At 65.0% G+C, this 26531-nt stretch carries 26 protein-coding genes and 1 tRNA gene; 12 read left to right on the forward strand and 15 right to left on the reverse strand.

Going from position 1 to position 26531, the window contains the following annotated elements; genetic code table 11:
• Window positions 1-25: 25 nt before the first annotated feature.
• The 3 genes from pepF to EP28_RS08560 all read right to left on the reverse strand — a co-directional run bounded on the left by pepF (window position 26) and on the right by EP28_RS08560 (window position 3702).
• Window positions 26-1825 carry an oligoendopeptidase F gene (gene pepF / locus EP28_RS08550; RefSeq protein ID WP_049983574.1) on the reverse strand — a complete coding sequence of 600 codons (1800 nt, stop codon included), beginning with the start codon at window positions 1823-1825 and terminating at the stop codon, window positions 26-28.
• Window positions 1826-1892: 67 nt separating this feature from the next.
• Window positions 1893-2366 (reverse strand): ribosomal protein S18-alanine N-acetyltransferase, encoded by a 474-nt coding sequence (gene rimI, locus EP28_RS08555; RefSeq protein WP_049983575.1) that lies wholly within the window; start codon window positions 2364-2366, stop codon window positions 1893-1895.
• Between the two features lie 109 nt (window positions 2367-2475).
• A complete protein-coding gene (locus EP28_RS08560) occupies window positions 2476-3702 on the reverse strand; it encodes a mechanosensitive ion channel family protein (protein ID WP_394297599.1) in 1227 nt (408 codons plus the stop codon).
• A gap of 102 nt (window positions 3703-3804) precedes the next feature.
• On the opposite strand from EP28_RS08560, the gene EP28_RS08565 reads away from it, so the two are divergent.
• Window positions 3805-5187 (forward strand): ABC transporter substrate-binding protein, encoded by a 1383-nt coding sequence (locus tag EP28_RS08565; RefSeq protein WP_049983576.1) that lies wholly within the window; start codon window positions 3805-3807, stop codon window positions 5185-5187.
• A 94-nt stretch (window positions 5188-5281) separates the two neighbouring features.
• On the opposite strand, the gene EP28_RS08570 is transcribed toward EP28_RS08565, so the two are convergent.
• From EP28_RS08570 to gpmI, 8 genes are all read right to left on the reverse strand, one after another.
• Window positions 5282-6133 (reverse strand): ABC transporter ATP-binding protein, encoded by an 852-nt coding sequence (locus tag EP28_RS08570; RefSeq protein ID WP_230455281.1) that lies wholly within the window; start codon window positions 6131-6133, stop codon window positions 5282-5284.
• The gene (locus EP28_RS08575) at window positions 6130-7092 is read right to left on the reverse strand and encodes an ABC transporter ATP-binding protein (RefSeq protein ID WP_049983577.1); all 963 of its coding nucleotides are present in this window, start codon (window positions 7090-7092) and stop codon (window positions 6130-6132) included. The genes EP28_RS08570 and EP28_RS08575 overlap by 4 nt, the downstream gene beginning before the upstream one ends.
• On the reverse strand, window positions 7085-8404 hold the full coding sequence (locus tag EP28_RS08580; protein ID WP_049983578.1) for a branched-chain amino acid ABC transporter permease: 1320 nt from the start codon (window positions 8402-8404) through the stop codon (window positions 7085-7087). Before EP28_RS08580 ends, EP28_RS08575 begins: the two co-directional genes overlap by 8 nt.
• Complete coding sequence (locus EP28_RS08585; protein WP_049983579.1) at window positions 8401-9522, reverse strand: branched-chain amino acid ABC transporter permease; 1122 nt, start codon at window positions 9520-9522, stop codon at window positions 8401-8403. Before EP28_RS08585 ends, EP28_RS08580 begins: the two co-directional genes overlap by 4 nt.
• A 140-nt stretch (window positions 9523-9662) precedes the next feature.
• The gene (lipA, locus tag EP28_RS08590) at window positions 9663-10601 is read right to left on the reverse strand and encodes a lipoyl synthase (protein ID WP_049983580.1); all 939 of its coding nucleotides are present in this window, start codon (window positions 10599-10601) and stop codon (window positions 9663-9665) included.
• 87 nt (window positions 10602-10688) lie between these two features.
• On the reverse strand, window positions 10689-11246 hold the full coding sequence (locus EP28_RS08595; protein WP_049983581.1) for a cysteine hydrolase family protein: 558 nt from the start codon (window positions 11244-11246) through the stop codon (window positions 10689-10691).
• Complete coding sequence (locus EP28_RS08600; protein WP_049983582.1) at window positions 11239-12141, reverse strand: YqcI/YcgG family protein; 903 nt, start codon at window positions 12139-12141, stop codon at window positions 11239-11241. The genes EP28_RS08595 and EP28_RS08600 overlap by 8 nt, the downstream gene beginning before the upstream one ends.
• 95 nt (window positions 12142-12236) lie before the next feature.
• Entirely contained in the window at window positions 12237-13838 is a 1602-nt protein-coding gene (gpmI, locus tag EP28_RS08605; protein WP_049983583.1) for a 2,3-bisphosphoglycerate-independent phosphoglycerate mutase, read from the reverse strand.
• A 121-nt stretch (window positions 13839-13959) separates the two neighbouring features.
• Here gpmI and EP28_RS08610 point away from each other — a divergent pair, with 121 nt between their 5' ends.
• From EP28_RS08610 to EP28_RS08620, 3 genes are all read left to right on the forward strand, one after another.
• Window positions 13960-14643, forward strand: a complete 684-nt coding sequence (locus tag EP28_RS08610) for an ArsR/SmtB family transcription factor (RefSeq protein WP_049983584.1) — start codon at window positions 13960-13962, stop codon at window positions 14641-14643.
• Between the two features lie 59 nt (window positions 14644-14702).
• Complete coding sequence (locus EP28_RS08615) at window positions 14703-15623, forward strand: DMT family transporter (RefSeq protein ID WP_049983585.1); 921 nt, start codon at window positions 14703-14705, stop codon at window positions 15621-15623.
• 128 nt (window positions 15624-15751) lie between these two features.
• Entirely contained in the window at window positions 15752-16342 is a 591-nt protein-coding gene (locus tag EP28_RS08620; protein ID WP_049983586.1) for a DUF7978 family protein, read from the forward strand.
• Window positions 16343-16376: 34 nt separating this feature from the next.
• Here EP28_RS08620 and EP28_RS08625 read toward each other — a convergent pair whose 3' ends face one another.
• Together EP28_RS08625 and EP28_RS08630 are read right to left on the reverse strand one after the other, a co-directional pair.
• A complete protein-coding gene (locus EP28_RS08625; protein ID WP_049983587.1) occupies window positions 16377-16829 on the reverse strand; it encodes an RNA-binding domain-containing protein in 453 nt (150 codons plus the stop codon).
• Window positions 16826-17464, reverse strand: a complete 639-nt coding sequence (locus EP28_RS08630) for an AAA family ATPase (RefSeq protein WP_049983588.1) — start codon at window positions 17462-17464, stop codon at window positions 16826-16828. The genes EP28_RS08625 and EP28_RS08630 overlap by 4 nt, the downstream gene beginning before the upstream one ends.
• A 104-nt stretch (window positions 17465-17568) precedes the next feature.
• On the opposite strand from EP28_RS08630, the gene EP28_RS08635 reads away from it, so the two are divergent.
• The 8 genes from EP28_RS08635 (at window position 17569) to EP28_RS08670 (ending at window position 25262) form a co-directional block, all read left to right on the forward strand.
• Window positions 17569-17643 (forward strand) — tRNA-Arg (locus tag EP28_RS08635).
• A 580-nt stretch (window positions 17644-18223) separates the two neighbouring features.
• Window positions 18224-20269, forward strand: a complete 2046-nt coding sequence (locus EP28_RS08640; RefSeq protein WP_049983589.1) for a hypothetical protein — start codon at window positions 18224-18226, stop codon at window positions 20267-20269.
• A gap of 101 nt (window positions 20270-20370) precedes the next feature.
• Complete coding sequence (locus EP28_RS08645; protein WP_080506091.1) at window positions 20371-20718, forward strand: hypothetical protein; 348 nt, start codon at window positions 20371-20373, stop codon at window positions 20716-20718.
• Window positions 20718-21122: a DUF8023 family protein gene (locus EP28_RS08650; RefSeq protein ID WP_049983590.1), complete on the forward strand. Its 405-nt coding sequence runs from the start codon at window positions 20718-20720 to the stop codon at window positions 21120-21122. Before EP28_RS08645 ends, EP28_RS08650 begins: the two co-directional genes overlap by 1 nt.
• 148 nt (window positions 21123-21270) lie before the next feature.
• Window positions 21271-22938: an Env/VP5 family phage fusion protein gene (locus tag EP28_RS14120; protein WP_049983591.1), complete on the forward strand. Its 1668-nt coding sequence runs from the start codon at window positions 21271-21273 to the stop codon at window positions 22936-22938.
• Between the two features lie 5 nt (window positions 22939-22943).
• Window positions 22944-23477, forward strand: coding sequence for a DUF8063 family protein (locus EP28_RS08660; RefSeq protein ID WP_049983592.1), 534 nt, complete (start codon window positions 22944-22946; stop codon window positions 23475-23477).
• Window positions 23474-24310 (forward strand): DUF8125 domain-containing protein, encoded by an 837-nt coding sequence (locus tag EP28_RS08665; RefSeq protein WP_230455283.1) that lies wholly within the window; start codon window positions 23474-23476, stop codon window positions 24308-24310. The genes EP28_RS08660 and EP28_RS08665 overlap by 4 nt, the downstream gene beginning before the upstream one ends.
• Window positions 24303-25262 carry a hypothetical protein gene (locus tag EP28_RS08670; protein ID WP_049983593.1) on the forward strand — a complete coding sequence of 320 codons (960 nt, stop codon included), beginning with the start codon at window positions 24303-24305 and terminating at the stop codon, window positions 25260-25262. Before EP28_RS08665 ends, EP28_RS08670 begins: the two co-directional genes overlap by 8 nt.
• 172 nt (window positions 25263-25434) lie before the next feature.
• Here EP28_RS08670 and EP28_RS14125 read toward each other — a convergent pair whose 3' ends face one another.
• Window positions 25435-26205, reverse strand: a complete 771-nt coding sequence (locus EP28_RS14125; RefSeq protein ID WP_155118445.1) for a hypothetical protein — start codon at window positions 26203-26205, stop codon at window positions 25435-25437.
• Window positions 26206-26240: 35 nt separating this feature from the next.
• A complete protein-coding gene (locus EP28_RS08675) occupies window positions 26241-26465 on the reverse strand; it encodes a hypothetical protein (RefSeq protein WP_049983594.1) in 225 nt (74 codons plus the stop codon).
• Between the last annotated feature and the right edge of the window lie 66 nt (window positions 26466-26531).

Here is a 26531-nt window from a genome sequence, read left to right on the forward strand (position 1 = left end):
CTGGGGACGGAGCGCGGCCGGCGGTCTACTCTAGGTTCAGAAGCGCCGCGACCTCGTCGAGATACTCGTCGTAGATCCCGACGGCCGACTCGATCGGATCCGACGAGGCCATGTCGATGCCGGCGCGCTCGACGACCGCGAGGGGGTAATCCGAGCCGCCGGCGGCGAGCATCTCGCGGTAGTCCGCGGCGGCGGGCTCGCCCGCCTCCAGCACACGCTCGACGATGGCTGCCGCGGCGGAGATGCCGGTGGCGTACTGGTAGACGTAGAAATTATAGTAGAAGTGCGGAATCCGCTCCCACTCGCGTTCGATGCCGCCCGTCAGCTCGCCCGGCGCGTAGTAGTCGCCCTTCAGGTCGGCGTAGATCTCATCAAAGGCGTCGGGCGTGAGCGCCTCGCCAGCCTCCACGCGTTCGTGGATCCGCTGTTCGAAGGCCGCGAACATCGTCTGCCGGAACAGGGTCGATCGGAACCGCTCTAAATACTCGTCGAGGACGTGCGTGCGCAGTTCGTCGTCCTCGACGGTCTCCAGCAGGTGATGAGTGAGAAGCGTCTCGTTGACCGTGGAGGCGATCTCGGCGACGAAGATGTCGTAGCCCGCGTCGTGCCACGGCTGGGCGTCGCCGGCCAGTTCGGAGTGCATCGAGTGGCCGAGTTCGTGTGCCAACGTGTACATCGAAGCGATGTCGTCCTGGTAGTTCATCATGATGTACGGCTGGGTGTCGTACGTGCCCGAAGAGAACGCGCCAGAGCGTTTCCCCTGATTCTCGTACACGTCGACCCACCGCGAGTCGAGCCCCTCAGCCATCCGCTCTTGGTACGCGTCTCCGAGCGGCGCGACGGCCTCGATCACCCACTCGCGGGCCTGTTCGTACTCGATGTCAGGACCCTGATCCCCCGTCAGCGACATGTAGAAGTCGTGGCTCTCTAGCGTGTCAACGCCGAGCGCCGCGGCCTTCAACTCGGCGTGCCGGTGGAGCACGTCGAGGTTGTCGTCGACGGTGTCGACGAGCGTGTCGTACACCGCGACGGGGACGTTGGAGCCGTCGAGCGCGGCGGCGCGGGCGGAGTCGTAGTCGCGGATCTCGGCGCTCGTCACATGCTCTCGGACCGCTTTTTCGAGCGAGGTTCCGACCGTGTTCCGGACCCCTTCCCACTCGTCGTAGAACGTCTCGTGGACCCGTCGCCGGAACTCCCGATCCGGGTTCGTCTGAAGCTTGGTGAAGTTCGCCTGCGTGATCTCCACCTCCTCGCCGTCGGGATCCTCGACGACGCCGTAGCTCATGTCGGCGTTCGTCAGCATCGAGTAGATCTCGCTCGGCGCGCTCGTGACCTCCGATAAGTCGGCGATGACCTCTTCGACCTCCGCCGAGCGCGTGTGCGGTTTCATCCGCAACACGTCATCAAGGTAGTGCTCGTAATCGGCGAGCGCGGGCTCGGCCTCGAAGAACGCGTCGACGTCCGCTGAGTTGAGCGACTGCAGTTCGGGTTCGAGATACGAGAGCGCGCTCGACGCCTCGGAGCTGAGCGAGGAGGCCTTCGCGGACATCGCCTGGTACTCCTGGTCGCGGGTGTCCTCGGCGCTTCGGAGCCGAGCGTACGTCACGACCTGCTGGAGGTCGCGGAACACGTCCTCGCGGAGTTCGAGCAGCTCGAGGAGCGTTTCGGCGTCCGCCGTGGCCCGGCCCTCGTATTCCCGGAGGTCGTCGATGCGGTCCGCGACGTCCTCGTAGGCCGTTTCCCACGTCTCGTCGTCGGCGTAGATGCCGTCGAGGTCCCACTTGTACGACTCGTCGATCTCGGACCGCTCGGGAACCGAACTCATGTCCGTGGGGTGGAGTCGCCGCGCACTAAGCCTTGTCACACCGGACGGGTGCTTCGGCCGCCCACCGTCAGCCGCCGGCCGCCCACTCGGCGAGATCGACGACGAGGACGAGGGCGTCTTCGCCGTCGCGGTAGTACCCCTGCACGCGCCGTATCGGCTCGAACCCCTCGTCCACGTACAGCGAGCGAGCGACCTCGTTGCTCTCGCGCACCTCCAGCCGGACGACGGCCGCGCCTGCGGCGTGCACGCGGGCGAGCGCCGATCGGAGGAGCGTCCGGCCGATCCCCGCGCCCCGCGCGTCCGGGCGGACCGCGAGGTCTTTCACATGGCCGATGTCGCGGCCGTGGTTCGGGGTGACGTCCGCGACGACGTATCCCACCACCTCGCCGTCGCGGTCGGCGACGAGAAACGCGGGCTCGTCGATCAGCCGTTCGAAGGCGTCGTACGGCCACGGATCGGAGAAACACGTCCGCTCGATCCGCACCACGGCCAGCAGGTCCGCGCGCTCGACCTGTCTGACCACGGCGTCGGCGGGGATCACGGGCTCAGTTCACCCGCCGCCGAGGTGAATGTGTCGCTGGCCGTGGGGTGACCGGGTCGACGAGCCTCGCGACGCCGGACGCCGGGAACAGCGCGGCGTTCCCGCGCCGCTACTCCCCGCGTTCGGTCACGTCTGCGGACCGGTCGTCCGAGTCGTCGGGATGCTCGACGCGCTCGACGGTCGCGTCGCCGCCCGCGGTCTCGGGGGGGAACGACACCGTCCGCTGCGGGTACGGGATGGAGATGTCGGCCTCGGCGAAGCGGCGCTGGATCTCCTTGACCGCGGTCGCCTTCGACCGCCACCGGGCCTGCGGCGTCGGCGGGTCGATCCAAAAGCGGAGATCGAGTAAGATCGCGGAGTCGCCAAAGCCGGATGGGATCACGTACGGGGGCGGATTGTTTGCGATCGTGTCGATCTCCGCTAACACCGCCTCCGCGATCTCGCTCGCCTCGTCGGGGTCGTCGTCGTAGCCGATCCCCACCTCCATGTGGATCCGGAGCCGGCCCTCGCGGCTCCGATTTGTGATCGCCTGCTGGCTGACGAGGTCGTTCGGCACCACGACGTACTCGCCGTCGAAGTTGCGCATGTGCGTGTTCATGATCGTGATGTCGGTGACGAACCCCTCTTCGTCGCCGATCTCGACCCAGTCGCCGATCTCGAACGGCCGCGAGAACATCAACACGAAGCCCGCGATGAGCGATCCGAGAGTCTGTCGCGCTGCCATCCCGAGCACGATCCCTAAGAATCCCGCGCCGACGAGGAGCCCGCCGAGGTTGATCCCCCAGATCCCGAGGATGGTGATCCCGGCTATCACGAGCAGCCCGACCTGCATGATCCGGGTGAGAAGCTGCTCTTGGTGGGCGGTGATGCGGTCGCTGTCGTCGGACAGGTCCGAGACGTACTCGGCCAACACGTCGCTCGCGATGTATGCACTGCCGACGAGGAACACCGAGAGAACCGCTCGCGTCCCCACGACGACGGCGTTCTCCGCGACCGGCAGCACGGCCACGACGAGCGAGAATCGACCCCACAGCGCGAGGATCGCGACCGCGGCGAGCGCGAAAAGCGCAAGCTGCAGGAGGCCGACGAGGATTCGGAGGCCGAACGACAGCGGCACCGCCTCCCGCAGCGTCTCGATCGACTGCTCGCCGCGGCCGTCGAGGAACCGCTCTATCCAGCCGGCGACGATGCGTTTGCCGGCGCGGACGATCCGCGGAAGGAGCAGCCAGCCGACCGCCGCGGTCACAAGCAGTATCCCGGCCGTCACGGCCAGACGCGCTTCGGTCGTCGCGACACTTCCCAGCAGCGCGTCGAGCGTGGCACCCAGTTGCGTCACTGCCGACAACTTCGTCGTCGCGAGTATAAATCGTCGGATACGACTCGCGGAGCCGTCAGCCTCGCAGTCTTTATAATCGCCCGTATGGTACGACGTATCAGCATGACGCGACACGTGCGACGACGCGACGTTCTGAGCGGAGCCGGAGCGGTGGGCATCGCTGCGCTCGCCGGCTGTTCGACCGAGAGCGGCGACGGCGGCGACTCCGGTGACGGTGGCGACGGCGGATCAGGAGACGGCGGATCAGGAGACGGCGGATCGGGAGACGGCGGCTCCGGCGAGGCACCGGACGCCGTGATGATCGTCGGCTTCCCGCAGTCCGGCATCCAGCTGTTCCGCGACTACTACTCCGAGTTCGCCGAGGACACGCCCGACCTCGACATCATCGTCCCGGACGGCCTGATCGACGCCGACCTCCCCGGTGAGGTCGACAACGACATGAACAACGTGATCGGGACCGCGCCCTCCGCGGGCGGCCCCGGTGCCGACTTCTTCACCGAGTCGTACCAAGACGAGTACGGCCAAGAGCCCGGCGTGTTCACCGCACAGGCGTACGACGCGATGGCCGTCGAGATCCTCGCGGCCACCGCGGCCGGCGAGAACGACGGGGCCGCGATCCGCGACCGCGTTCGCACCGTCGCTAACCCGGACGGCGAGGAGTTCGGACCGAGCGACCTCCCCGACGCCGTCGAGGCGGTCGCCGCGGGCGATTCCATCAACTACATCGGCGCGTCCTCAAGCGTCGACTTCGACGTCAACGGCGACGTCGCGACCGCCGCCTACGACATTATCGACTTCCAAGACGGCGGATTGGAGACGCTCGACACCGTCGAGTTCGGAAACGAGCTTACCGAGGAAGACCGGAGTGCGACCGCGGCCGACCCCGTTGGACTCGACGGCGAGTTCACGGCCCGTATCGGCGTTCTAATGCCGGAGACCGGCGATCTCGGGCCGCTCGGCGGCCCGATCCGCGACGGTGCGCTGCTGGCGGCGACGCAGGTCAACGACGCCGGCCTGAACGTGAGTGTCGAGACGCGCGTCGAGGACACCCAGACCGACCCGCAGGCGGGTATCTCTGGCGCGAACGCGCTCGTCAACGACGGGTTCGGAGCCGTCGTCGGCCCGGCCTCCTCGAACGTCAACCTTCAGGTCGCCGATCAGGTGTTCATCCCCAACGGCGTGGTCGGCATCTCGCCGTCCTCGACCGACCCGAACGTGACCGACCTCGACGACAACGGCTTCATCTTCCGGACCGCGCCCTCCGACCTCCTGCAGGGCCCCGCGATGGCGGACCTTGCAGTGGGGGACAACGTCGGCGCGTCGTCGACCGGCACGCTGTACCTCAACGACGCCTACGGTCAGTCGCTCGAAGAGTCCTACGTCAACGCGTTCCAAGAGCGCGACGGGACGGTCGACCAGCGCGTCTCCTTCGAGCCCAACCAGCCGACCTACAGCAGCCAGTGGTCGGACGTGCTGAATCAGTGAGCCGGTAGCCGCGGTCGTCGGCTGCGGACGACCCGATTTTTCCGCGCACGAGCGGCCTGACGCCGACTCTCCGCCCGCCGAGCGACGCCGCCGACTACCCGCCGAGGAAGTCCTGCCGCACGTCGTCGTCGGCGAGCAGGACGTCGCCGGCGTCGGTGTAGCGATTCTCGCCGTTGACGAGGACGTAGCCGCGGTCACAGCGCCGCAGCGCCTCCTTCGCGTTCTGCTCGACCATCAAGATCGCCGTCCCCGAATCGTTGATCCGGTCGATTCGGTCGAACATGTCGGAGACGAGATCTGGAGCCAACCCGGCGGAGGGCTCGTCGAGCAACAGGAGATCGGGGTCGAGCATGAGCGCCCGGCCCATCGCGACCATCTGTCGCTGGCCGCCGGAGAGCGTGCCCGCCTTCTGGTCGCTCCGCTCCCGGAGGATCGGGAACCGGTCGTAGATCGCCTCGATCTGGTCTTCGGGGACGCCGTCGAGGATGTACGCGCCCATCTCCAGGTTCTCGCGGACGCTCAGTCCCGGAAAGACGTTGTCGGTCTGTGGGACGAACCCGATCCCCTCGCGGATGATCTGCTCCGGCGGGAGTCCCTGAATCTGTTCGCCCTCGAACTCGACGGTGCCGCCCATGTGGGTCGTGAGCCCGAACACCGTCTTCATCACGGTCGACTTGCCGGCCCCGTTCGGGCCGACGACGGTGACGTACTCGCCGTCCGCCACGTCGAGGTCGACGTCGGAGAGGATCTGGAGGTCGCCGTAGCCGGCGTCCACGTCCCGGAGCCTGAGGATCGCGTCGTCGCCGACGGTGTGGGTGGTGCCGGCGTCGACCGACGCCGTCGGCTCTGAGTCGTCCGAGGGCGTCACTTGTTCCGGCTCCGCCGGCACCGAGTCGGCCGGTTCCGTCGCCTCCGCGTCTGTCGCCGCCGTCTCGTCGTTGCTCATATGTCTTCCCCCAGATACGCCTCGATGACACGCTCGTCGTTCCGTATCTCGTCGCCGGTCCCCTCGGCGAGCACGCTGCCTTGATGCATGACGATGACGCGTTCGCAGTTCTCCATGATGACGTCCATGTCGTGTTCGACGAGGAGGAACGTGTAGCCGTCCGCCCGCAGGTCGTGGATGCGATCGAGGAGCTTCTCTTCGAGCGTCGGGTTGACGCCCGCGAGCGGCTCGTCGAGAAGCACCATCTCCGGATCCGTCATGAGCACCCGCGCCATCTCCAAGAGCTTGCGCTGGCCCCCGGAGAGGTTTCCGGCGTGTTCGGTCGCGAGGTGGTCGATCTCGAAGAAGTCGAGCGTCTCCCACGCGCGCTCTCGGAGCGTCTCCTCCTGTTCGACGACCTCGCCGCGGAGCCCCGGCGTGACGGCGCGTATCGCCGACTCGCCGACCTGTCCTTTCGGCGCGAGCATCAGGTTCTCCAAGACGGTCATCTCCTCTAACTCGCGGGCGATCTGGAACGTCCGAACGAGCCCCTTCCGGGCGATCTGGTACGGTTCGAGCCCCGTGATCGCCTCGCCCTCGAAGTGGATCGTCCCCGCGGTCGGCTCGTGGACGCCCGTGATGCAGTTGAACGTCGTCGATTTGCCGGCCCCGTTCGGGCCGATGAGCCCGGTCAGGCTCCCGCGTTCGACCTCGAACGTCGCGCCGTCGACGGCGGTGACGCCGCCGAACTGCTTGACGAGCCCCTCGACGCGCAGCGGAGCGTCCGTCGGCGTGTGCTTCGCAGCCTCCTCGACGGGGCTGTCCTGCGTCTCCGCGTCGGCCGTTGATCCGGCGTTCGCGGCGGCCGCAACCTCCGAAGCGTCAGCAACCTCCGCGACGTCCGCATCCTCCGCGACGTCCGTATCCTCCGCGACGTCCGCATCCTCCACGTCGCGTGGTGCGTCGGGGGGGCTACTCATTCGCGTCACCCCCGTTCGGCCGCTCTGTGAGGTCGACGGCAGCGGCCGTCTCGATCCGGTCGCCGAGGATGCCGTCGGGCCGCCGACGGATGATGAACACCAACACGAGCCCGAGGAATACGAACTGCAGCGGCGCGATGTTTTCTGTCGCGTACGCGAGTAGCGTGACCGGGTCGAGTGAGACGAGGGCGTCGGCGAACGACGGCGGCGTCTGCGCGTCGATCAGCCCGCGCACCGTGCTCCCGACACGTCGCGGTCCCTCGAAAAGCGCCGCCGCGAAGACGAGCCCGCCGATCACTGACCCCGTGTTCGAGCCGGAACCGCCGATGATGACGGCGATGAAGACGTAGAAGGTGAGAAGCGGCATGAACTGTGGCGTCGGGGAGACGTTGCCCTGACTGCCGAACCAGAGGATGCCGGCGAGTCCCATCAGCGCACAGCCGATGACGAACACCTTGATCTTCACGAGGTTCACGTTCTTCCCGAGCGAGTCGGCGACGATTTCGTCCTCCCGGATGGCCGTGAGCACCCGGCCGAACGGCGAGCGCCCGAGGCGTTCGAGGAGGAGGTAGTAGCCGGCGAGGACGACGGCGAGGACGGCGATGTACCCCCAGCCGATGAGTATCGGGTGGGCAATTCCGAGCCCGCCGTCGCCGAAGATTCCGAAGACGAGTTCGCCGAACGGGGTCGGCGACCCCGCCTGTCCGCCGACGAGGAACAGTTCGCGGACCGGGTTCGCGGGCATCCCCATCCCGCGACCGCCGCCGGTGCCGACGCCGATAGTCTCCCGCAGGAACGTGTCGAATGCGCTCGACTGGAGCGTGAGCCGGATGATCTCGGAGAGGCCGAGCGTGACGATAGCGAGGTAGTCGGCCTTGAGCCGCAGCGCCGGGAGCGCCGCGACGGCACCGAGTAACGCCGCCATCCCCATTCCGGCGAGGATGCCGACGGGAAGCGGGAGTCCGAGTCCGGGCGGACCGAACGCGGGATTCGGTGACCTGACGACCATTCCCATCGTGTAGACGCCGACGGCCATGAACCCCGCGACGCCGATGTTGAACAGCCCGGTGTATCCCCACTGGAGATTCAACGCGAGCGCGGAGAGCGCGTACACCAGCCCGAGGAACGTCAGCGTCTCCAGCAGGCCGACGACGCTGTTGAGTCCGCTCGTGGCGGTCAACACGGTCGCCGCGGCGTAGATGACGGCGAGCGTGGCGAGCACTAATCCGAGGTCGCTGCGTCGGGCAGCGTCTGCGAGCGCGCCGAACGCGCTGTCGGGGCCGCCGGCGGTCGCGGAATCTGCGTCGCTCATGCGGTCGAGACACCTCCGAAGAGCCCCTCGGGACGCAACAGGAGCATGAGGATCATCACGGCGAACGCCGCGGCCTGATTGAAGTCAGAGGGGATCCAGATGGTCGAGGTGGTGAACACGACGCCGATGACGAGTCCGCCCGCGATCGCGCCGTACACCGACCCGATACCGCCGAGGATCACGGCGGCGAAAATGAGGAGCAAGAGGAGCCACCCGAAGTCGAACTGGATCGTGCCGCGCAAGAGCACGTAAAGGTACCCCGACGCGCCGGCGAGTCCGCCGCCGATGATCCACGTCGCGGTGACGACGCGCTCGGCTGGGATCCCGGTGATGAGCGCGAGGTCCTTGTTGTCGGCCATCGCGCGCATCGCGGTGCCGAGCTTCGTGCGCTGGAGCATGAAGTGCATCGCGAGCATTAACCCGATCGCCGCCACGACGATCGTGAGTTCGTGGGCGTTGATCGAGACGCCGAGGGGGCCGAAGACGACGTTCGACGCGTCGACGCTCGCAGTGATTCCTCGGCGGTCGGAGCCGTAGACGAACTGGAGCAGGTATCGGACGACGAGCGCCGCGCCGATGGAGGCGATCAAAATCGAGATACCGTCGCGGTCGCGCATGGGCTTGTAGAACGCCCGATCGAGCGCCAGCGCGACAGCGGCGGTGACGACGAACGCGGCGACGAGGCCGACGAGTATCGCACCCGGCGTGGTGAGGATGTGCGCGCCGATGTCGCCCGGCGACGCGCTCCCGGCGTCGCGGACGGAGAGCAGCGTTCGAACCGGGACGTCGCCGAACCCGGCGATCAGGAAGGCGACGCCCCAGCCGGTGAACGCACCGGTCGAGACGAGGTCGCCGTGCGAGAAGTTCGCGAACGAGAGGATGCTGTACGTCAACGAGAGGCCGATTCCGGCGAGCCCGATCACGAGCCCGATCACGAGCCCGCTCCAGAGGTTCGACCGGAACCGATCGACGGAGAGCGCGCCCCCGATCGGGCCGACCGACACCCCTGCGAGCTTCGCGAGGAGGTCGACGAAGAGGAGGCCGGCGAGGACCGCGACGAGAAAGAGTCCCGGTCTGGCCCGTACCGTGTCGACCAGTGACGGTTCAGTTGTTCCCATGTGTGCGTCTCACTGACGCAGGTTCAGACACCGAGAGGTAAATAATTCGCTGTTTCGACGAACGTGCGGGGCGAAATCGTCAGCCAGCCGTCGGGTGTCGGCGTCCGCCGCCGGTTCTCGGCGGCCGCCGCGTTCCGCCGTCAGTCTCCGCCGGCGGCCCGCGCTCGTCGCCGCGCGTCCGTCTCCGAGCGCCCCTCCCGCAGCAGCGCCTCGACGAACAGCTCGCCGGCCTTGTACGAGGAGCGAACCATGGGACCGGACGCACAGTAGAGGAAGCCGAACTCCGACTCGGCGACCGCGCGCCACGTCTCGAAGACGTCCGGATGGACGTACTCGAACACGTCGAGGTGTGAGCGCGACGGCTGGAGGTACTGCCCGAACGTGACGATGTCGACGCCGACCTCCCGGAGGTCGCCGAGCGTGTGGTACACCTCGTGGCCGTACTCGCCGACGCCGAGCATGAGACTCGTCTTGGTGTGGATGTCGGACTCGCGGTCGACGAGATCGAGCACGGCGAGCGACTGCTCGTAGTCGGCCCGCCGGTCGCGGACCGGCCACTGAAGCCGCGCTACCGTCTCCACGTTGTGGGCGATCACGTCGGGACCGGCGTCGACGATCCGGCGGACGGCCTCCGGGTCGCCTTGGAAATCAGGCATCAGCGTCTCTACGAGGATCTCCGGGTCGCGCCGTTTGATGGCCCGGATCGTCTCGGCGAAGTGAGCCGACCCGCCGTCCGCGAGGTCGTCGCGGTCGACGGACGTCAAGACGACGTAATCGAGGCCGATCTCCGCGACCGCGTCGGCGACGTTTTCGGGCTCGTCGGGGTCGAGCGGCCCCATCCCGCCCGTCTCGACGTCACAGAAGTTACAGCCGCGCGAGCAGCGATCGCCCATGAGCATGAACGTCGCGGTTCCGGGGCCGTCGGCTCCCGACCAACACTCGCCCATGTTCGGGCAGTTGGCCTCCTCACAGACGGTGTGGAGGTCGCGCTCGCGGAGGCTCGCTTTGATCTCCGTGAACCGGCTTCCCGAGGGGGGACGCGACTTCAGCCAGTCCGGTTTCCGCCGGCCGCGTTGCATACCTACGACACAGCGAGCAGACGGCAAAAGCGTGCGGGTCGAGCGCGCGTCGATTTCGCGTTTCGTGAGCGCCGGTTTCGCGTTTCGTCAGTCCAGAAGCGTCGCGCTCTCTGTAACCGTCGCGAACTCGCCACGCAGGTGCGCGAGCGCGACGCGGTGTGAGGTCTCGGGATCGATCCGAGCGCCGTCGTGTTCCTCGCGGGCGTGCGCCGCGGTCGCGTCGGCGACGACCGTCACGTCGTAGCCGCGATTCTCCGCCATCCGGACCGTGGTCGAGACGCAGTGATCGGTGGTGAGCCCGCAGACGACGAGCGAGTCGTACCCCCGCTCGGTCAGCCACTCGTCGAGGCCGGTCCCGAGGAACGCGCCGTTGACCGACTTCTCGAACGTTGCCTCGCCCTCGATCGGGGCCGTCTCCGGCGTCCACGCGAACCCCGGCTCGTCGGGGGCAAGCGGCGAGTCCGGCTCGGTCGACGCGTGCCGAACGTGGGCGACCGGGCGGCCGTCGGCGCGCCACCGGTCGAGCAGCGCGGCGGCGACCGCCTCCGCGTCGGGGTTGTTTCGCTCGCCCCACCCCGGCTCGTCGAAGCCGGTCTGGAAGTCGACGAGGAGGAGGACCGCGTCCTCGGGGAGCGCCTCAGTCATCGTCGAGACCGGACGTGACGGCCTCGTCGCCGCCCGCTCCGGCCCGCTCGGGGGCGGCCGCCGAACCGCGGCCGTCGCTCCCGGCGAACGCGCGCCACGCGCCGGCTTCGAGCAGGTCGTCCGGCACCTTGGGGTGCTCGCGGGTCGGCTCCAGCGGGCAGGCGTCCGGGCTCGCGTCCTCGTCCTCGCGAAACAGGTACTGCCTCCACTCGCGGTCGCCCTCGACGCCCCAGTCGCCCAGATCGGCGTGCGGACAGACGCCGTCGTACTCACTCATGCGGTCGCGGATCGTCTCGCGGGCCTGCTGACCCGCCGCCGTGTCTGCCGTGATCCCCTCGAAGACGGCCCGCGGCTGGAAGGTGATCTCGAGGCCGACCGGCGAGTACCGGCTCTTCCTGTCGTCGTAAAACGGCGCTCGCGACGTGGGGAAGATCGGCTCGCCGCCGAAGCAGAACTCGAAGCGCGGCGTGTCCGGGTCGATCGGGATCGAGTCCGGCCACGGCTCGGGGTCGTGGACGTGGAGGAACTCCAAGACGTGCCAGAGCCGCTCGTGGTAGTGCGCCTCTCCCGCGTCGTCCGCCGGCGGACGGAAGAACACCGCGAGCGGAGCGCGGTCGGCGTGGTCGGGATAGGTGTCGAGGTACTCGACGAGCGTGTCGCGGAGCCGGAGCAGCGCCGCCGGGTCCGTCGTCGACTCGCAGGCGGCGTACAGCATCTCGCCCTTCCGCTCGACTTCGATCCCGAAATAACAGGGGAACGGCGAGCCATCGCGCTCGCCGAGCATCGATTCGCGGAAGGTCCGGTAGTGGGCTTGGAGCCACTCAGGCGCTTCGTCGAGCCGATCGTGGAGCGTCTCCTGGTCCAACAGCACGCCCACGGTACCGGGCTCGTTCATACCGCGAGTCAGTGCCGTGCGGGCTTTTGGCTTTCGGCGGTTCTCGCTCGGTACCGACGGGAACTTCGGCGGAACCGCATCCGTGGGAGTCGCCGCTACTCCGAGAGGAGGCTCTCCCCCGTCATCTCGGGGGGCAGGTCAAGACCGATCAGATCGAGCAGAGTCGGCGCGATATCACACAGCGAACCGCCGTCGCGGATCGCGGTCCCCCCGCCGTCGCCGTCGGGCGTCAGATAGACCACCGGGACGGGGTTGAACGTGTGAGCGGTGTGTGGGTCCGCCGGCGTCCCCATGTCGTCTGCGTTGCCGTGGTCGGCCGTGACGACCGCGTGACCGCCCGCGTCAGCGACTGCATCGAGGAGCCGGTCGAGCTGTGCGTCGACCGCCTCGACAGCGTCGACCGCGGCGTCGAAGTCGCCGGTGTGGCCCACCATGTCGGGGTTGGCGTAGTTGAGAACGACCAGATCGGGGTCGTCGGTCTCGATCGTCGCGATCGCCTCGTCGGTGAGGTCCTCGGCCGACATCGCCGGCTGCTGGTCGTAGGTCGGCACGTCCGGGCTCTCGACTATCGTCCGCATCTCGCCCGTGAACTCCACCTCGCGGCCGCCGTTGAGGAAGTACGTCACATGCGGGTACTTCTCCGACTCGGCGGTCCGGAGCTGGGTCAAGCCGGCATCGGAGACGACCTCGCCGACCGTGTTCGCCGGTTGTTGCGGCGGAAAGGCGACCGGGAAGTCGAACGTCTCGTCGTACTCGGTCATCGTCGTCAGCCGGACCTCAGGCTGGTCGAGATCGAACGTCCAGTCCGGCCGCGTGTCGGTGAGCATCCGGACGAGCTGGCGGGCGCGGTCGGCCCGGAAGTTGACGAAGACGACCGCGTCGCCGTCGGCGAGGGCGGGTTCGCCGGCGACGAGCGTCGGCTCGATGAACTCGTCCGTCTCGCCGCGAGCGTGCGCCTCCTCGGCGGCCGCGACCGCGCTCGCAGCCGTGTGCGGCGCGTCGCGCTCGACGATGGCGTCGTACGCCTTCTTCGTGCGCTCCCAGTTCTCGTCGCGGTCCATCGCGTGATACCGGCCCGTGACGGTCGCGACGTGGCCGGTCCCGCGTTCGTCGGCTTTGCTCGTCACGTCGTCGAGGAACCCGTCTGCGATCTCGGGCGCGGTGTCGCGGCCGTCGGTGAACGCGTGCGTGGTCGCCGGGACGCCGGCGTCCGCCGCCGCGTCGATGAGCGCGAGCAGGTGTTCGACATCGGAGTGGACGCCGCCGTCGGAGACGAGCCCCATGAAGTGGACTCGTCCGCCGGTCTCGGCGGCGTGGTCGAACGCCGCCGCGATCGCGTCGTTGTCGGCAAGAGAACCCTCGGCGAGCGCGTCCGAGATCCGCGTGTACGCCTGCTTTACGACCCGTCCCGCGCCGATGTTGAGGTGGCCGACCTCGGAGTTCCCCATCTGGCCCTCCGGCAGGCCGACCCGGCGGCCGTGGACGACGAGGCGGCCGTCGGCCCCGCGCTCGGTCGCCGCGTCGAACGTTGGCGTCTCCGCGGCCGCGACCGCGTCGCGCCCCGGCGGGCGTCCGGAGGGGTCGGCGGTTGCGGCGTCCGCATCGGTTCCGCGATCGTCGTCTCCGGTGTCCGGATCGCCGCCGTCGGCACCCGCACCGAGACCCCATCCGTCGAGAATGATGAGCGCCGTTTCCATGCACGCGTTTCCCCGCCGTGGGGTAATTACCCTTCGCTACCCGGCGGGGACCGCGGCTGGACGCGACGCCGACGCCATCGGGAAGTCAGCCTTATCAGCGCGCGACGCTAACCATACGTTAATGGACTCCGCAGTACTGCTCGATCTCCTCGGTAACGAGAACCGGCGGCGCATCCTCCGGCTGCTCGCCACCAAGCCCTGCTACGTCACGGAGATCTCGGAGTACCTCGACGTGAGCCCGAAGGCGGTGATAGACCACCTGCGGAAGCTGGAGGAGGCCGGTCTGATCGAGTCGACGACCGACGACCAGCGCCGCAAGTACTTCAGGATCACGCGCAGCCTCAGGCTGGAGGTAAGCGTCTCGCCCTACGGCTTCGGCGCGAAGAGCGCGTATCCTGCAAAGAGCAGCCTCGATATGTCCGGCCGGTGTCCGCACCTCTCCATCGAACTCCCCGACGGCTCGGGCGTCGGGCCGGCGACGGATCTACCCGACCTCGCGAGCGAGTTCTCCCGACTGCAGGATCTCGATCGCGAGCTTTCGCTGGCCCAGCGGTGGGTGCAGGGGCGCGTCGAGGACACGCTCTCGCGGATCGACGACCGGCTCGGGACCGAGGCCGACAGCCGCTTTTTCGCCGCGGTGCTCGCGGCGCTGGTCGAGACGGACGGCACGCCCGCCACCGTCGCCGAGGAGGTCGGCGCTCGCGAGCGAACCGTCGACGACGCGCTCTCCCGGCTCGCCGACGTCGGCGTGGTCGCCCGCGAGACCGGCGGTGACGCCGGTCCGGACCGCTACCGGATTCGATAGGTTTCGGCGGACCGGGTCGCTTCCGGAACCTTTTGGCTCGTTCCCGGGAGAGAGCCGACGTGAGCCGACTACGGACCACCTCGTTGTTCCTCCTCCTCGCCGCCGTCTGGGGATCGGCGTTCATGGCGATCAACGCCGGGCTGGCGTACTTTCCGCCGGTGTTGTTCGCGGCGTTCCGCTTCGACGTCGCCGGCGTCGTGATGCTCGGGTACGCCGCCTACGCCGTCGACGACCCGTTTCCCCGGGGCCGCGACGAGTGGAGCGTCGTCGCGGTCGGCGCGACGCTTATCATCGCCGCGTACCACGCGTTCCTCTTCGTCGGCGAGAGCGACCCGGCCGTGACGAGCGCCGTCGCGGCCGTGATCGTCAGCCTCTCGCCCGTCCTGACGACGGTGTTCGCGCGGGCGTTTCTCCCCTCGGAGCGGCTGACCGCCGTCGGCGTCGTCGGCCTGCTCGTCGGGCTCGCGGGCGCGGTCGTGCTCGCCGCGCCCGACCCGGCGAACCTGACCGGCAGCGGCACCGTCGCCAAGTTCCTCGTGTTGCTCGCGGCGGCCGCCTTCGCGCTCGGGTCGGTTCTGACCCGCGCCGCCGACACGGAGATGTCGATAGAGACGATGGAGGCGTGGTCGATGCTCCTCGGGGCCGTCCTGACGCACCTGCTCTCTTTGGGGCTCGGCGAGTCGACCGCCGACGTGACGTGGTCGACGGAGGCGCTCCTCGCGCTCGCGTACCTCGCCGTCGCTGCGAGCGGGCTCGGCTTCCTCATCTACTTCCGGCTGCTCGACCGGCTCGGCCCGATCGAGATCAACCTCGTCTCGTACGTCGCGCCCGTCTTCGCCGCGCTCGCTGGGTGGGCGTTCCTCGGCGAGGGCGTCACCCCAAACACGGTCGCCGGCTTCGCTATCATCTGTGTCGGCTTCGCGCTGGTGAAACGCGCCGCGCTCCGGGAGACGCTCCGCGAGTACGGCGTCGTCGGGTGAACGCGACCCTCGCGAAATTGATGCAGCGAGTTTCGACCGGCGAGCGGGAGGAACGCGGAGGAACGCGCTGATATCGGACACGACGCGAGCCACCAAACACTTACCGCGGCCGGCTCGACTCGGGGTACATGTCAGTCCCCGACAGATCGAGCCGACAGAGCGGAATCGTCGGCCGCGCCGCCGCGGGCGCGGGACTCGGTGCCGCCACCTACGTCCTCGGCTACCTAGTCACCTTCCTCACCCAGAGCGGTCGGGTCGAAGACCAGCTTCGCGGAGTCAACTTCTTCGCCGACCTGTTCGGCCGCGACCCGATCCCGACGTGGCAGGGCGTCGGGTGGGTGTATTATAATGCTCACTTCGTCGACACCGAGATTCCGGCGCTCGTGGGCGGTGCCCGGTCGATGAACCTTATCTCGCAGGCCGACGGGGGGTCGCTCGGGTGGCTGTTCGTCCTCCCGCCGCTGCTGCTTTTCGTGGCCGGGATCGCCGCGGGACGGTTCAGTGGCGCGACCGACGCGGTCGTGGGGGCGAGATCGGGCGCGCTCGTCGTCGCCGGCTACCTCCCGCTCGCGGTGATCGGCGCGTTCCTGTTCCGGCGCGCCATGGGCGACGGCACGGTCGCTCCGACGCTCGTCACCGCCGTCCTGCTTGCGGGAGCGGTGTACCCGGCTGTCTTCGGTTCGATTGGCGGGGCGGTCTCGTCGCTTTTGAGCGACTGAACCGGCGAGTCGCGGCGACGCCGAGCCGAACCTCTCAGTACTCCGCGTCCTCGGGATCGAACCGGTCGCCGTACTCGCGGACCGGATCGACCGGTCGCCCCTCGTCGGTCTCGGGCGCGACGTAGTCGATAAACGCCTCGACGTCGGGCTCACGGACGCGGACGTCGACGTCGATCTCGCCGAGTTCGTCGGATTCGCCGACGGCGAAGTTGACCACGCCCTCGAAGGCGGCCTGTTTCTTGAGCGAGAAGGAGAACCCCTCGTCCGTGGCGTTGTTCAGGAAGACCCGCCGAGCCGTATCGAGGATCTCCTGTTCGTGGAGCACGTCGGAGAAGGCGTCGAGGGTATGAGTCTCGGCGACGAGCGCGCCGTTCTCGTGGGTCAGCTCCGCGTCCGGGAAGACGTTCGACACCGCGTCGGCGACCCGGTCGGTCACTTCGGTGTCGCGGACCGGGGCTCTGATGTCGACGTCGACGCTGTAGATCACGCGCCGTCACCTCCGGCGTCGGCGGCCGTGGGGTCCGGGGTCGCGGAATCCGGCTCGTCCGCGCGCCCGCCGGTGTCCTCGCCCCCGTCGTCAATCCCGAGGACCTCTCGCACGCGGGTCCGAAACGCCGCCAGCGTCCCGGTGTTGTCGATCTCCGCGTCGGCGCGCTCCAGCGTCTCGCCGAGGCCGAGGTCGATCTCGCGGGCGTCGCGCTCGCGGAGGGCCTCCAGATCGGAGTCGGAGTCGTCGCGGTCGCGATCGTCGAGGCGTTCGGCGCGGAGTTCGAAGGGAGCGCGGACCGCGACGAGCGTGAAGTCGTCGCCGAACGCCTCGCGGAAGCGCTCCAGTTCGACCGTCGAGCGGAGACCGTCGACGAGGACGGTATCGCCGTCGCTCTCTGCCGCCGCCTCGCGGATCAGCGGGAGCGTGCGGGCGGCGATGGCGTCGTCGCCCTCCTCCTCGCGGAGCGCGCCGGCGATCCGGCCGTGGTGTTCCGCCGGGTCGAGACCGCGGCGACGACACTCCGCGCGGATCACGTCGCCCATCACGACCACGGGGATGCCCGCGTCCTCGGCCACGTTCGCCGCCTCCCCCTTGCCGCTCCCGGGGAGGCCGACGGTTCCGATAACGTTCATTGGCCGCGGCTAGTCCGCTCGCGGACTTAGGTCTGCTGTTGGGACCGCCGTCGTCGGCGCGAACCGTCGGCGTTTTTTATATCGGGCGCGCGAACTCCGAGTGAGGGCACGTAGCTCAGCCAGGATAGAGCGTCGGACTTCTAATCCGACGGTCGTGGGTTCGAATCCCACTGTGCCCGCTCCGAAACCCTCGGTTCTTGGGTCGTTCGTCAAATCCCGGAGAACGAGGTCGATAGGTCCTCTACTGCCAGATTCTCAAAACGGTTTAGCGACCGCTATTCGGATTCCGTTCATCAGCTTAACGCCCCCCTTCGCGGTCGCCCGGTTTTCATTGTTCTCGGGGGTGATCGGCGGTGAGCCTCGGCTCGCGAGCCAATTCCGACTGTCACCTCACCGCCAACGGTCCGGGTGAGTTCTGGTGTCCGGTCTGCGGCCAACGCTGCACGCGGAACTCGTCGAGTCAGATCGAGTACGGCCACGCGCTCGACTGTCCTGAGAGACCAGCTGAACTCTCGAACCCAAGCAAAAAGTGAACCGGTCAGCTGCGCGCCGGTCCACCTCCCAACGGTTCCGGCTCGATCTCGTCCGCCTCGACACCGCGCTCCAGGTCAAACTCTCCAAGCGGTCGGTGACCTTGTGGTCCGTGAGGTCCGCCGTACGCGGACCGAACGGCACCGACCGCGCACAGGCGACCGAAGGTCGCCAAACGAGCGGCGGTGCTGTCGCGGCTGCGGTCGCGCGCACATCTGGAGGTGAGCGATGAGCGCGCCGGACGAAGCGGGTGCGGATGCGGCTTGGCTTTCCAACGGGACTTACCCCGCGTCGAACGATACAGGCCCTAGCTCTCCGGAACTCTCTCACCGACCGGTCGATCTCCCGACTGTCGATGAACGAGTCCGCGGAATCATCGATCGATACGAAGATCGTGTCTTCGAACCGGTCTCAACAGTCCACGGTCGCAAGCTACGAGAAGAAGTTCTCAAAGAACCGGAGACTGTTCTCCGAACGGTCGAAATCGGTGAGACAGAAGAGAAAATCGTCGAGGAAACCGTTGCCCGTGGCTCCTTGCCGCTGATCGTTGCTATTCAAGAAATGCTGGAATGGTACGAGGGATACAGAGACAAATTCCTCCGGATGGCGCGCGGTTCCAAGGTCCGGAAAGACTACGAGTCGTTCCTCGTCGACATGGACAACAGCCTCACACCGGAATACCAATCCACGCAGTACGCTCGTCTAAAGGCACTCGAACGCCAATTTATGGGTGGAAATTACCCATGTGGACGGACCTGTGAAGCTGAGTTCGCCGAACCCGTGACCGTGCTTTTCGGTCTTACCGCGTCTTCGCTCGACCGCGATGGGTCGTTTCGACCAATCGCTGACCACGACCGGGAAATCCGCGACGCGTGGTCCGGCTCGTCGAACTCGGTGAAGCGAACCCTGCGATACGTGCTCGAAGACACACTCGGTCTATCACCCGGTGAATACGCGTGGTGGTGGCAGTCAGAACCACACCCTGGTCCGCAAAAACCCGCGACAGGATATTCTCACTCACATCCGGTCGTCATCTTTGACGCAGCTGCGATCGCTACCAGTACCAGCGTCGCAACCGACCCAGAAACCTATCGCCCGATCGTGGCGAAACACGTCTCGGAATGCGACGGCGCGGGATGGGCCGCGCACGACCTCGATGAATCAGTTACCGTCCGTAGAGACGACGAAATACAGGATTTCGCCAGTTACGTGTCCGAATATCTCGCCGTGGCTCCCGATCAGGACTTGCTCGAACGCTCCGACGAATACCTCATCTGGGCGGCCTCGCAGTGGGCGACGACGACGCAGAAATACAGTCGTTCGCGATGGGCGACCGCGGCGTGCAAAGCAGACGCCTGCCAGCAGCAGTATTTCGATGAAGAGACGGAGCAGTCGGTTCAACACGCTGATTCTATCGTTCCATCCTCGAAGCCCGGACTGGAATACGAATGTGCAGAGTGTGGCTCGCCGCACGGAATCGACCAAACTGAGAAATCGCTCGCTCGAACTCGGTTGTCGCAGTCGTCGCCTGACCAAGACTCTGAAACCGAGGAGGAACCCGAACGGACACTCGCAGAGCGGTGGCCTTCTGCTCGATCGGCCGGATCGCTCGGGTCTGAAACGCGGGCGCGCAGATGTGATCATCTCGAACCGGACACCTGCCCGCTGTGTGCGACCGAAACTGAAGCGCCGAATCACACGATATCGGGAGAGGTTCCGATACCAGAATCTGCCGAAGCCCCTCCCGCCGAGCGGCAGCGAGACGGGTTCGAACGCCCGCCCGAGTGGGAACCAGACGCTGTTGTGCAACTCTCCACCGAGGAGGAAACTGAAATCGGCTCTCCCGGCGGGACCGCTTACGGAAAGATCGTCGTCGAGGGCGTCGGCTCCATCATGGATACGACTGACCTCCCGTACCTTCCACAGCCAGATCTCCTCGAAGGTCCGAAGCCTTGGGAAAGTACCACATTATTCGATGAATCTGACGTTCGTGCCGGGCGCGTCCCGCCGCCGGAGCTGGTCGCTCGCGAATGGTCCGAAACGGTCCGCGCTAATGGCCGGGTGACTCCAAAACAGTGGTCTGACAGTTGGTACACCGAGCGGTTCGAGAGACAGTCATCGCCCGAACCGGAACTCGGCGAACGCGAACGGATTGCGATTAAAGAACTCGTGAAATCGACTGGCGAAACCTCGCCGATCTCCATCGCCGGGCAGCTCATGCTTCCGCCGTCCGCGCTCGACGAAATCCGCTTGACCGTCAAAAGTACCATATAAAAAGAATAGATGATCGCTTTGCTTGCTACTGTTTCTGAGTTTTACTTTCACTTCGCACAGGTCTCCCATTTATCTACAAATCTCGCACACTAACAATTGTAATGGCGAGCGAAATGCCAAGTGCGCCGGACGGATTCGTTGACGCCGCCGCGCCTACGTCGGATGGATCGGAAGCAATCGAACTCTCGTCCGGTGAAACGTTGTTCGGGCCTGTGCTCGACATCACCGAGGGAGAGGGGGACTACGGCCCGTGGTTCCGTCTCACCATCAAGGACAAAGACCGGGGCGTTGAGGACTACTTCGCCAAAGACGAGGTGAAGACTGCCCTGAAACAGGGCAACCTCGAACGAGGCGATACAGTCTGGATCGCTCGCGGAACCGAGGAGGAGGAGCTGGACGACGGCGGGAGCTACCTCCCGACGTTCTGCAAGATTCAGGGTGATTCCTGATGGCGTCGTCGTACTCGAACTCGATGGGCGACATGGTGTCGGACTACACCAACATTCGCACGATTCCCGCGCTTCTGTCGGTCGCGTTCATCGCCTCCGGCCTCTACCAGTTCGGCGGCATCACCGACATCACGCTCGTGTGGCTCTCGAACTACACGCTCACGGCACAACACGCCACCTTCGTCTCACTCGGTGCGTACGCTGTCGCGTTCGCGTCGTCTGAGACGAAGGATTTCCAATACTACGAGCAGTGGGAGCAGGTCGCGATCTTCGCTGGCCCGCTCCTGATCCTCGGGTACCAGTACGTGCCGCAGATCGCCGACCTCGTGAACACAACCTCGAACGTCGGCCCGATCGTCGCGTTCCTCGTGACGGTCGGCGCATGGGGCGTCGCTGTTCGGTAACCACCCCGCTGTACTCACCATTATGAGTTCCAAAAATGACAACACAACCGCTAGCGGTAACGCCTCTCCGGGCGCTCCTCCTCGGGACGCTCTGGACTCTGACAGTGATGCTGTTCGGTCTGGCTCTCGTCTTGGTCGCCGGACCTTCGTGAAGGGCCTCGGGGCCTCCGCGGTCGCCGCGGCTGGCCTCTCGTACGAACACGGCCCCGTCGGAAACACCCAAGCCGTCGCCCCGCTCGTCGCTGGCGCACTCGCTGCTGGCGCGCTCGGTCTCGGCTGGTCGCTCCGCGACTACGAAATCATCGGTGCTGATGCTCCGGCTGAGGGGCTGACTGCTGATGCGCTTAGACAGCAAATCTACCAGACAGCCAAGACTCGCAAGTCGACGAACGCGAGCACGTTCATCGACAACCAGAACATCCTCGACGGTGTCGAACACACTGCCTACACCGATGCGAAGGTCGCCGCCATCGAGGAGCTAAACGCTGGCTCGGCTGAGTCTGCTGTGCTCGATGCTGCAACTTCTGCCATCGACACCTACGAGACAACAGTCAAAAAGAACCTCCTCAAGTCGTGGAATGAATCGCATCGGGAGTTCGAGGGCATGGTCGCTGCGGTCGCAAGTCACCCTGACCTGAGCCTTCAGACCGAAGATGCTGGCCCATTCTCTCGTGTCGAGCCGGGGGGAACCACGCCTTACGGCGGCTGGACTTTCTCAAATCCTCCGACTGCTGGCACGATTTCTCACACCCTACCCGATGGGTCTACAATCGACGTGCTCGACCGAGATGGTGGTGCTAACCCCTTAGAAGCAGATACTTCCACGTACTCTGTGATTCGGATCAATCCACAGTCCGGGATTCACGACGGACTAAACTACTTCGATCAGGCTGCGTGGCATAGCCTTTTCTCCTCTATCGATACGACGTTCCAAAACGTTCGTAACGGTATCTCGACGTGGGTGACTACTATTTACGGCGACGTTCAGTCCGGCTCGATCGAAGTCTCCGAACTCGTGACGCCTCGCGAACGCGCGTCGATGATGGCCAAAGAAGAGGGCACGAGTCAAGCCATTGCCGACCTCATCGCACTGAACCAGCCTGTCGACCTCAAACGCGAAGCGACCATCACTGTCGACAGCACTGGCGCGACCATGCGCGGATCGTTCGGACTCTCTGACGCCTCGGATGGTCCGCTCGAAGTCGGCGTGACCTACGATCCGTCGACGTTCACGGGTGATGTCTACTTCACCACGGACATGAGTCTCGTCGAGGGCGACTGGACAGCCATCAATACCGCCGTCGACGGCGGCACCATCACCATCACACAGGAACCCTACGAGGGCACTGCCATCGAGGTGGAAACCATCGCTGGCGAGACTGTCTCTGTCCCGGCTGCTGATTGGACGGACAACGGCGATGGTACATGGTCGTACGACGCCTCGGGCGACCTCGAAACCGCCATCACCGAAGTCGCGTCCGCACGGTTCCACGCAACCAGCACTGAGACGCAGTACGAGACGCTGAAACTCGACGGGACGTTCACCGTCGACGACATGGTGAACACCCAAACCGGGGAACCAGCAACCGCGACGACGTTCACCTCGTCGGAACCACAGACTGACAGCAACTACATCACGCAGGAAGAGTGGGACCAGCTCGAACAGCAGAATCAAGAGCTGATCGAACAGTTCGAGAACTCACAATCGAACGGAGGCGGCCTCGACCTCTCCGGCCTCGATATGTTCGGTCTCCCGGGCGAGATCGTCGCCGTCGTCGTGGCCGGAGCCGCCGCACTGTTCGCCTCCTCGAACTAACTCCAATGAACTCCCGTTTTATCCTGATCGCAGTCGTCGCAGTGGCAACCCTCTCCGGCGGCGTCGCCGCCCAAGACGCCACGAACGCGACTGTCCAAACCCCGAACGGTACCGCACAAGCTGACGCCTGTACCCAGCAAATCACTGAGCACATCGACCTCTGCTCGGCCGAGTATGACGGCTCCGCCGCCGTGCTCGTGCTCGACGGCGACCGACGCGAACGCATCACGGTCACCGAGGCCGTCGCCCTGACTGAGCCGCGCGAACTCAACAGGCAGTCGTACGTCGTCGACGGGCGCACGACGATCCGCTTCAGCGTCCAACCCTCGAACGGCGCGGCGGGCGTCACTATCGACGACGGAACCACACTGTACGGTGTCCCGCTGCAAGCCTCCTCGCCGATCGTCGCCGGTCCCTTCACCGCCTCGGACGCACAAGCCGCCGGTCTCGGCGGTGGTCTCGGTGTCGGTCTGGTCACTCTGTACGTCGTCGCGAAGGTCGTCTACGGACGAGATGAGAAATCGGAGCGCATAGCATGACTCAACACCCACAAACCAAACCCGAGACACCCAAGCATCGGCGTTTCATCGAGGCGGCCAAAACCCGCACCCCTGAGATAATCGCTGGTACGTCCCTGCTCGCTGCTGGCGCGATGGTCGTCGGGTTCGACCTCGAAGTCCCGCGCTTCTGGTACATCGCTGGGGTCGCCGCCGTCGCCGTCTCGCCGATCGGCTTCATGGTCGGCCAGAAGGTCACGTCGTGGCTTTACAATCCGTCGTGGATCTACCTGATGGACCTCGACGCTAGCGTCCTCGACGGCGCGATCTACCGACTCCCACCCGACGAGTTCCGCGAAATGGATATCCTCGACGGCGAGGAGTTCAAAAATCCCAGCTACGACATCACCCAGCTGTCCCCAAACCTCTACGTCGGCAAACAGGTTGACCTCGAAGACATGACCGTCGTGGGGACGTGGCGCGGCACACTCGACGATCGTGAGCTGACCCGCGCGCTTCGTGCCGTCCACGAGTGTCGCGGCCAGCTTCAGGACGACGCCCAGCGCGGATTCATCCTCGAAGCCTCCGCGTTCACCGTGGTCCGTCGGGCCACTCGCAACACGGTCGAAAGCGTGATCGACCTGTTTGAGGACGGGTCGCTTCCTGACTCGGGCGACGGTATCGGTCGCGCCATCGACCAGGAACTCGAAGCGTTCGGCCTCGACGACGCGACCGGCGACGATCTCTCCGACCTCGTCGACGATGAAGACCTCGCCGACCTTGACCACAAGTCGGGGTTCGACTTCGGCGACACCGAGCCGCCGACCGACCGCAACGGTCACAGCGAGAAAGTGGAGGTCTCCGCCGATGACTGACGTTGACGAAGGAATGCTCACGGCGGCGAAACTCGCCGAGCAGCTGGCGGGCAACATGGACACCGAACGCGACCTCGCCTCGGGTGCCGGTGCGCTCGACCCTGACGACGTGTCGGCGTCGGTGTTCCTCGACGAGATTCGCGCCGGGCGCGACCGGCCGTCTGAACTCCTGTCGCTCGTCGACCGGACCCAGCAGTCCCGGCAGGCCTCCGAAGCGATTCGCTCGGGGAACTCGATGCTGCTCTCGCATCTGGTCGGTATTACGGAACAGGACCTCGACGGCTCGGCGCTCCGGCTCCCGCTGCGGCTCGATGAGCTCATGACGAACAACGACGCGACCGCGTTCATCGGCGGTGCCGGGAACCCGAACACGGGGAAAACGAACCTGATGGCGTTGCTCGCTGAACTCCGCTCGGCGACCGTCGACGATCTCCTGATAATCTCGAACTCGCGGACGTGGCCGCTCACGGATATCGTCGTCACGAGCGCACACGACCTCGCGGTCACCTGTATCGAGCATCGCGACCGGCCGAAATTTGTCTTCATCGACGAGGGATCGACGCACTTCGACGCCCGAACGAACAGCTACGAGGTCGCGGCGCAGTTCTCGCCGCTCGCCAAGCGGATGGCGAAGGTCAACGTCGACGTCTTCGGCACCGTGTTCCACACGGGGAAGGACTGCCACCCGGAGCTGAAACGGCTGTTCACGACCGCGTTCTTCAAACACTCGAAGAAAGACGTCGACTTCTTCGATGACTGGCCCGCTGAGGCTGACAAACCGACGAACCAACTGTTCGGCGGGATGGTCGAAAACCTCGAACCGGCGGACGCTGAGCCTGATCCGAACGATGCGGCTCCGTGGGATTGGAACCTTCAATCGGACCTATTCGCGCTCGACCTCGACTGGCCCGATCTACTGGACGCTCTCCGCGATCGTGGTCCGGCCGAGTGACGTTGCTGCTGGTAGGCTGCGTTCGATACTCTGGTTAGGCTGGTCACCTGGTCCAGCTCACACTCACTCGGTCTGCCACCCGCCGACCCACCTCTCTCATGTGGTGGTTTCCATCCTGCGTTGCTGCCCGCGCGACCCCTCCTTGTGGGGGGTCGCGCGGAATCCTCACAGATTAGATAATGTCATCAAGATTTTCAATAAGGCTTTCAACGGTATATTTTCCAACAACTAGTGTTGAACATAAGTGGATGGTTTCTAATACAAAAAGCTCCCAGTCCGGTGTATTAGCTAAAACAGTATTTATCACGCTCATTGTAGTGAAAATCGGAATTATTGTTCCAATAGTCAACAAAAATAGAGAATTATATAGTACTGATTTGGATGGGTTTTTATTAACCATATCTGGCGTTAATATGTCGGAGCCATCAATTGCCATCACATTCATAAAGCCATCTATAAATAGATCTTCGGATATGTCATCAGGCAAATTGAGTTCATTTTGTTTGTCTGTCCCCAGATACAGAACTTGGGCAGCTTCTTCACTTGCTGTTTGTACCATATCGTGTGCAAATGCGTAATCACTCGTGTCTTTTGCTTTATTTAACTTAGCTTGTATCGAACAGATATATGTGAAAATGTGCTCGTATTCTGAATTGATTTCTGTTTGTGAAACTGTCAACTTTGCAGGCTGTTCAGGCCACCGGTCATCGTTAGAAAAATTTTGCACGATATTTATCACAAAATCGTCGTCAAAACTAGAACTATTTGTGAATTCTTGTTGTAATTCTCCGAGTTCTTCTGATAGCTCATCTATCTTTTCACTGAGCTTTTTATGTCGGACCTGCATCTGTGACTTCCTTACAACGTATATGGAGCCAGCAAATGCAAGTATAAATCCGACAATAGCTCCAACGACTTGTGCAACTGTAGTGAAATAGGTCATGATCAAGTTCTCACTCAATTATATATTGTATGTGTCTATTTCTCCCGTTCACTTTCTGCAAGCCACCAAGCTTTTGTCCCACCCAGTTTTTTTGATTCGACCTTTTCTTTCTCTTCAAGCTTAGTCAACCGCTTGAACATCCCCGGTTGACTATAGGAGAGTGCATCAGCAACTTCACCCGTAGAGAACACGAGATCCTCAGATTCTTTGAAAAAGTCGAGAATCTCCTTATCAGCCGCATCCTCCGGTCGTCCAGCCATACCGTCATCTACTATCACCACCCCTATAACTATCAGGAGTCCGAGATTAAGGGGCTATCAATAACT

It is taken from the genome of Halorubrum sp. BV1, from assembly GCF_000746205.1.
GTDB lineage: Archaea > Halobacteriota > Halobacteria > Halobacteriales > Haloferacaceae > Halorubrum.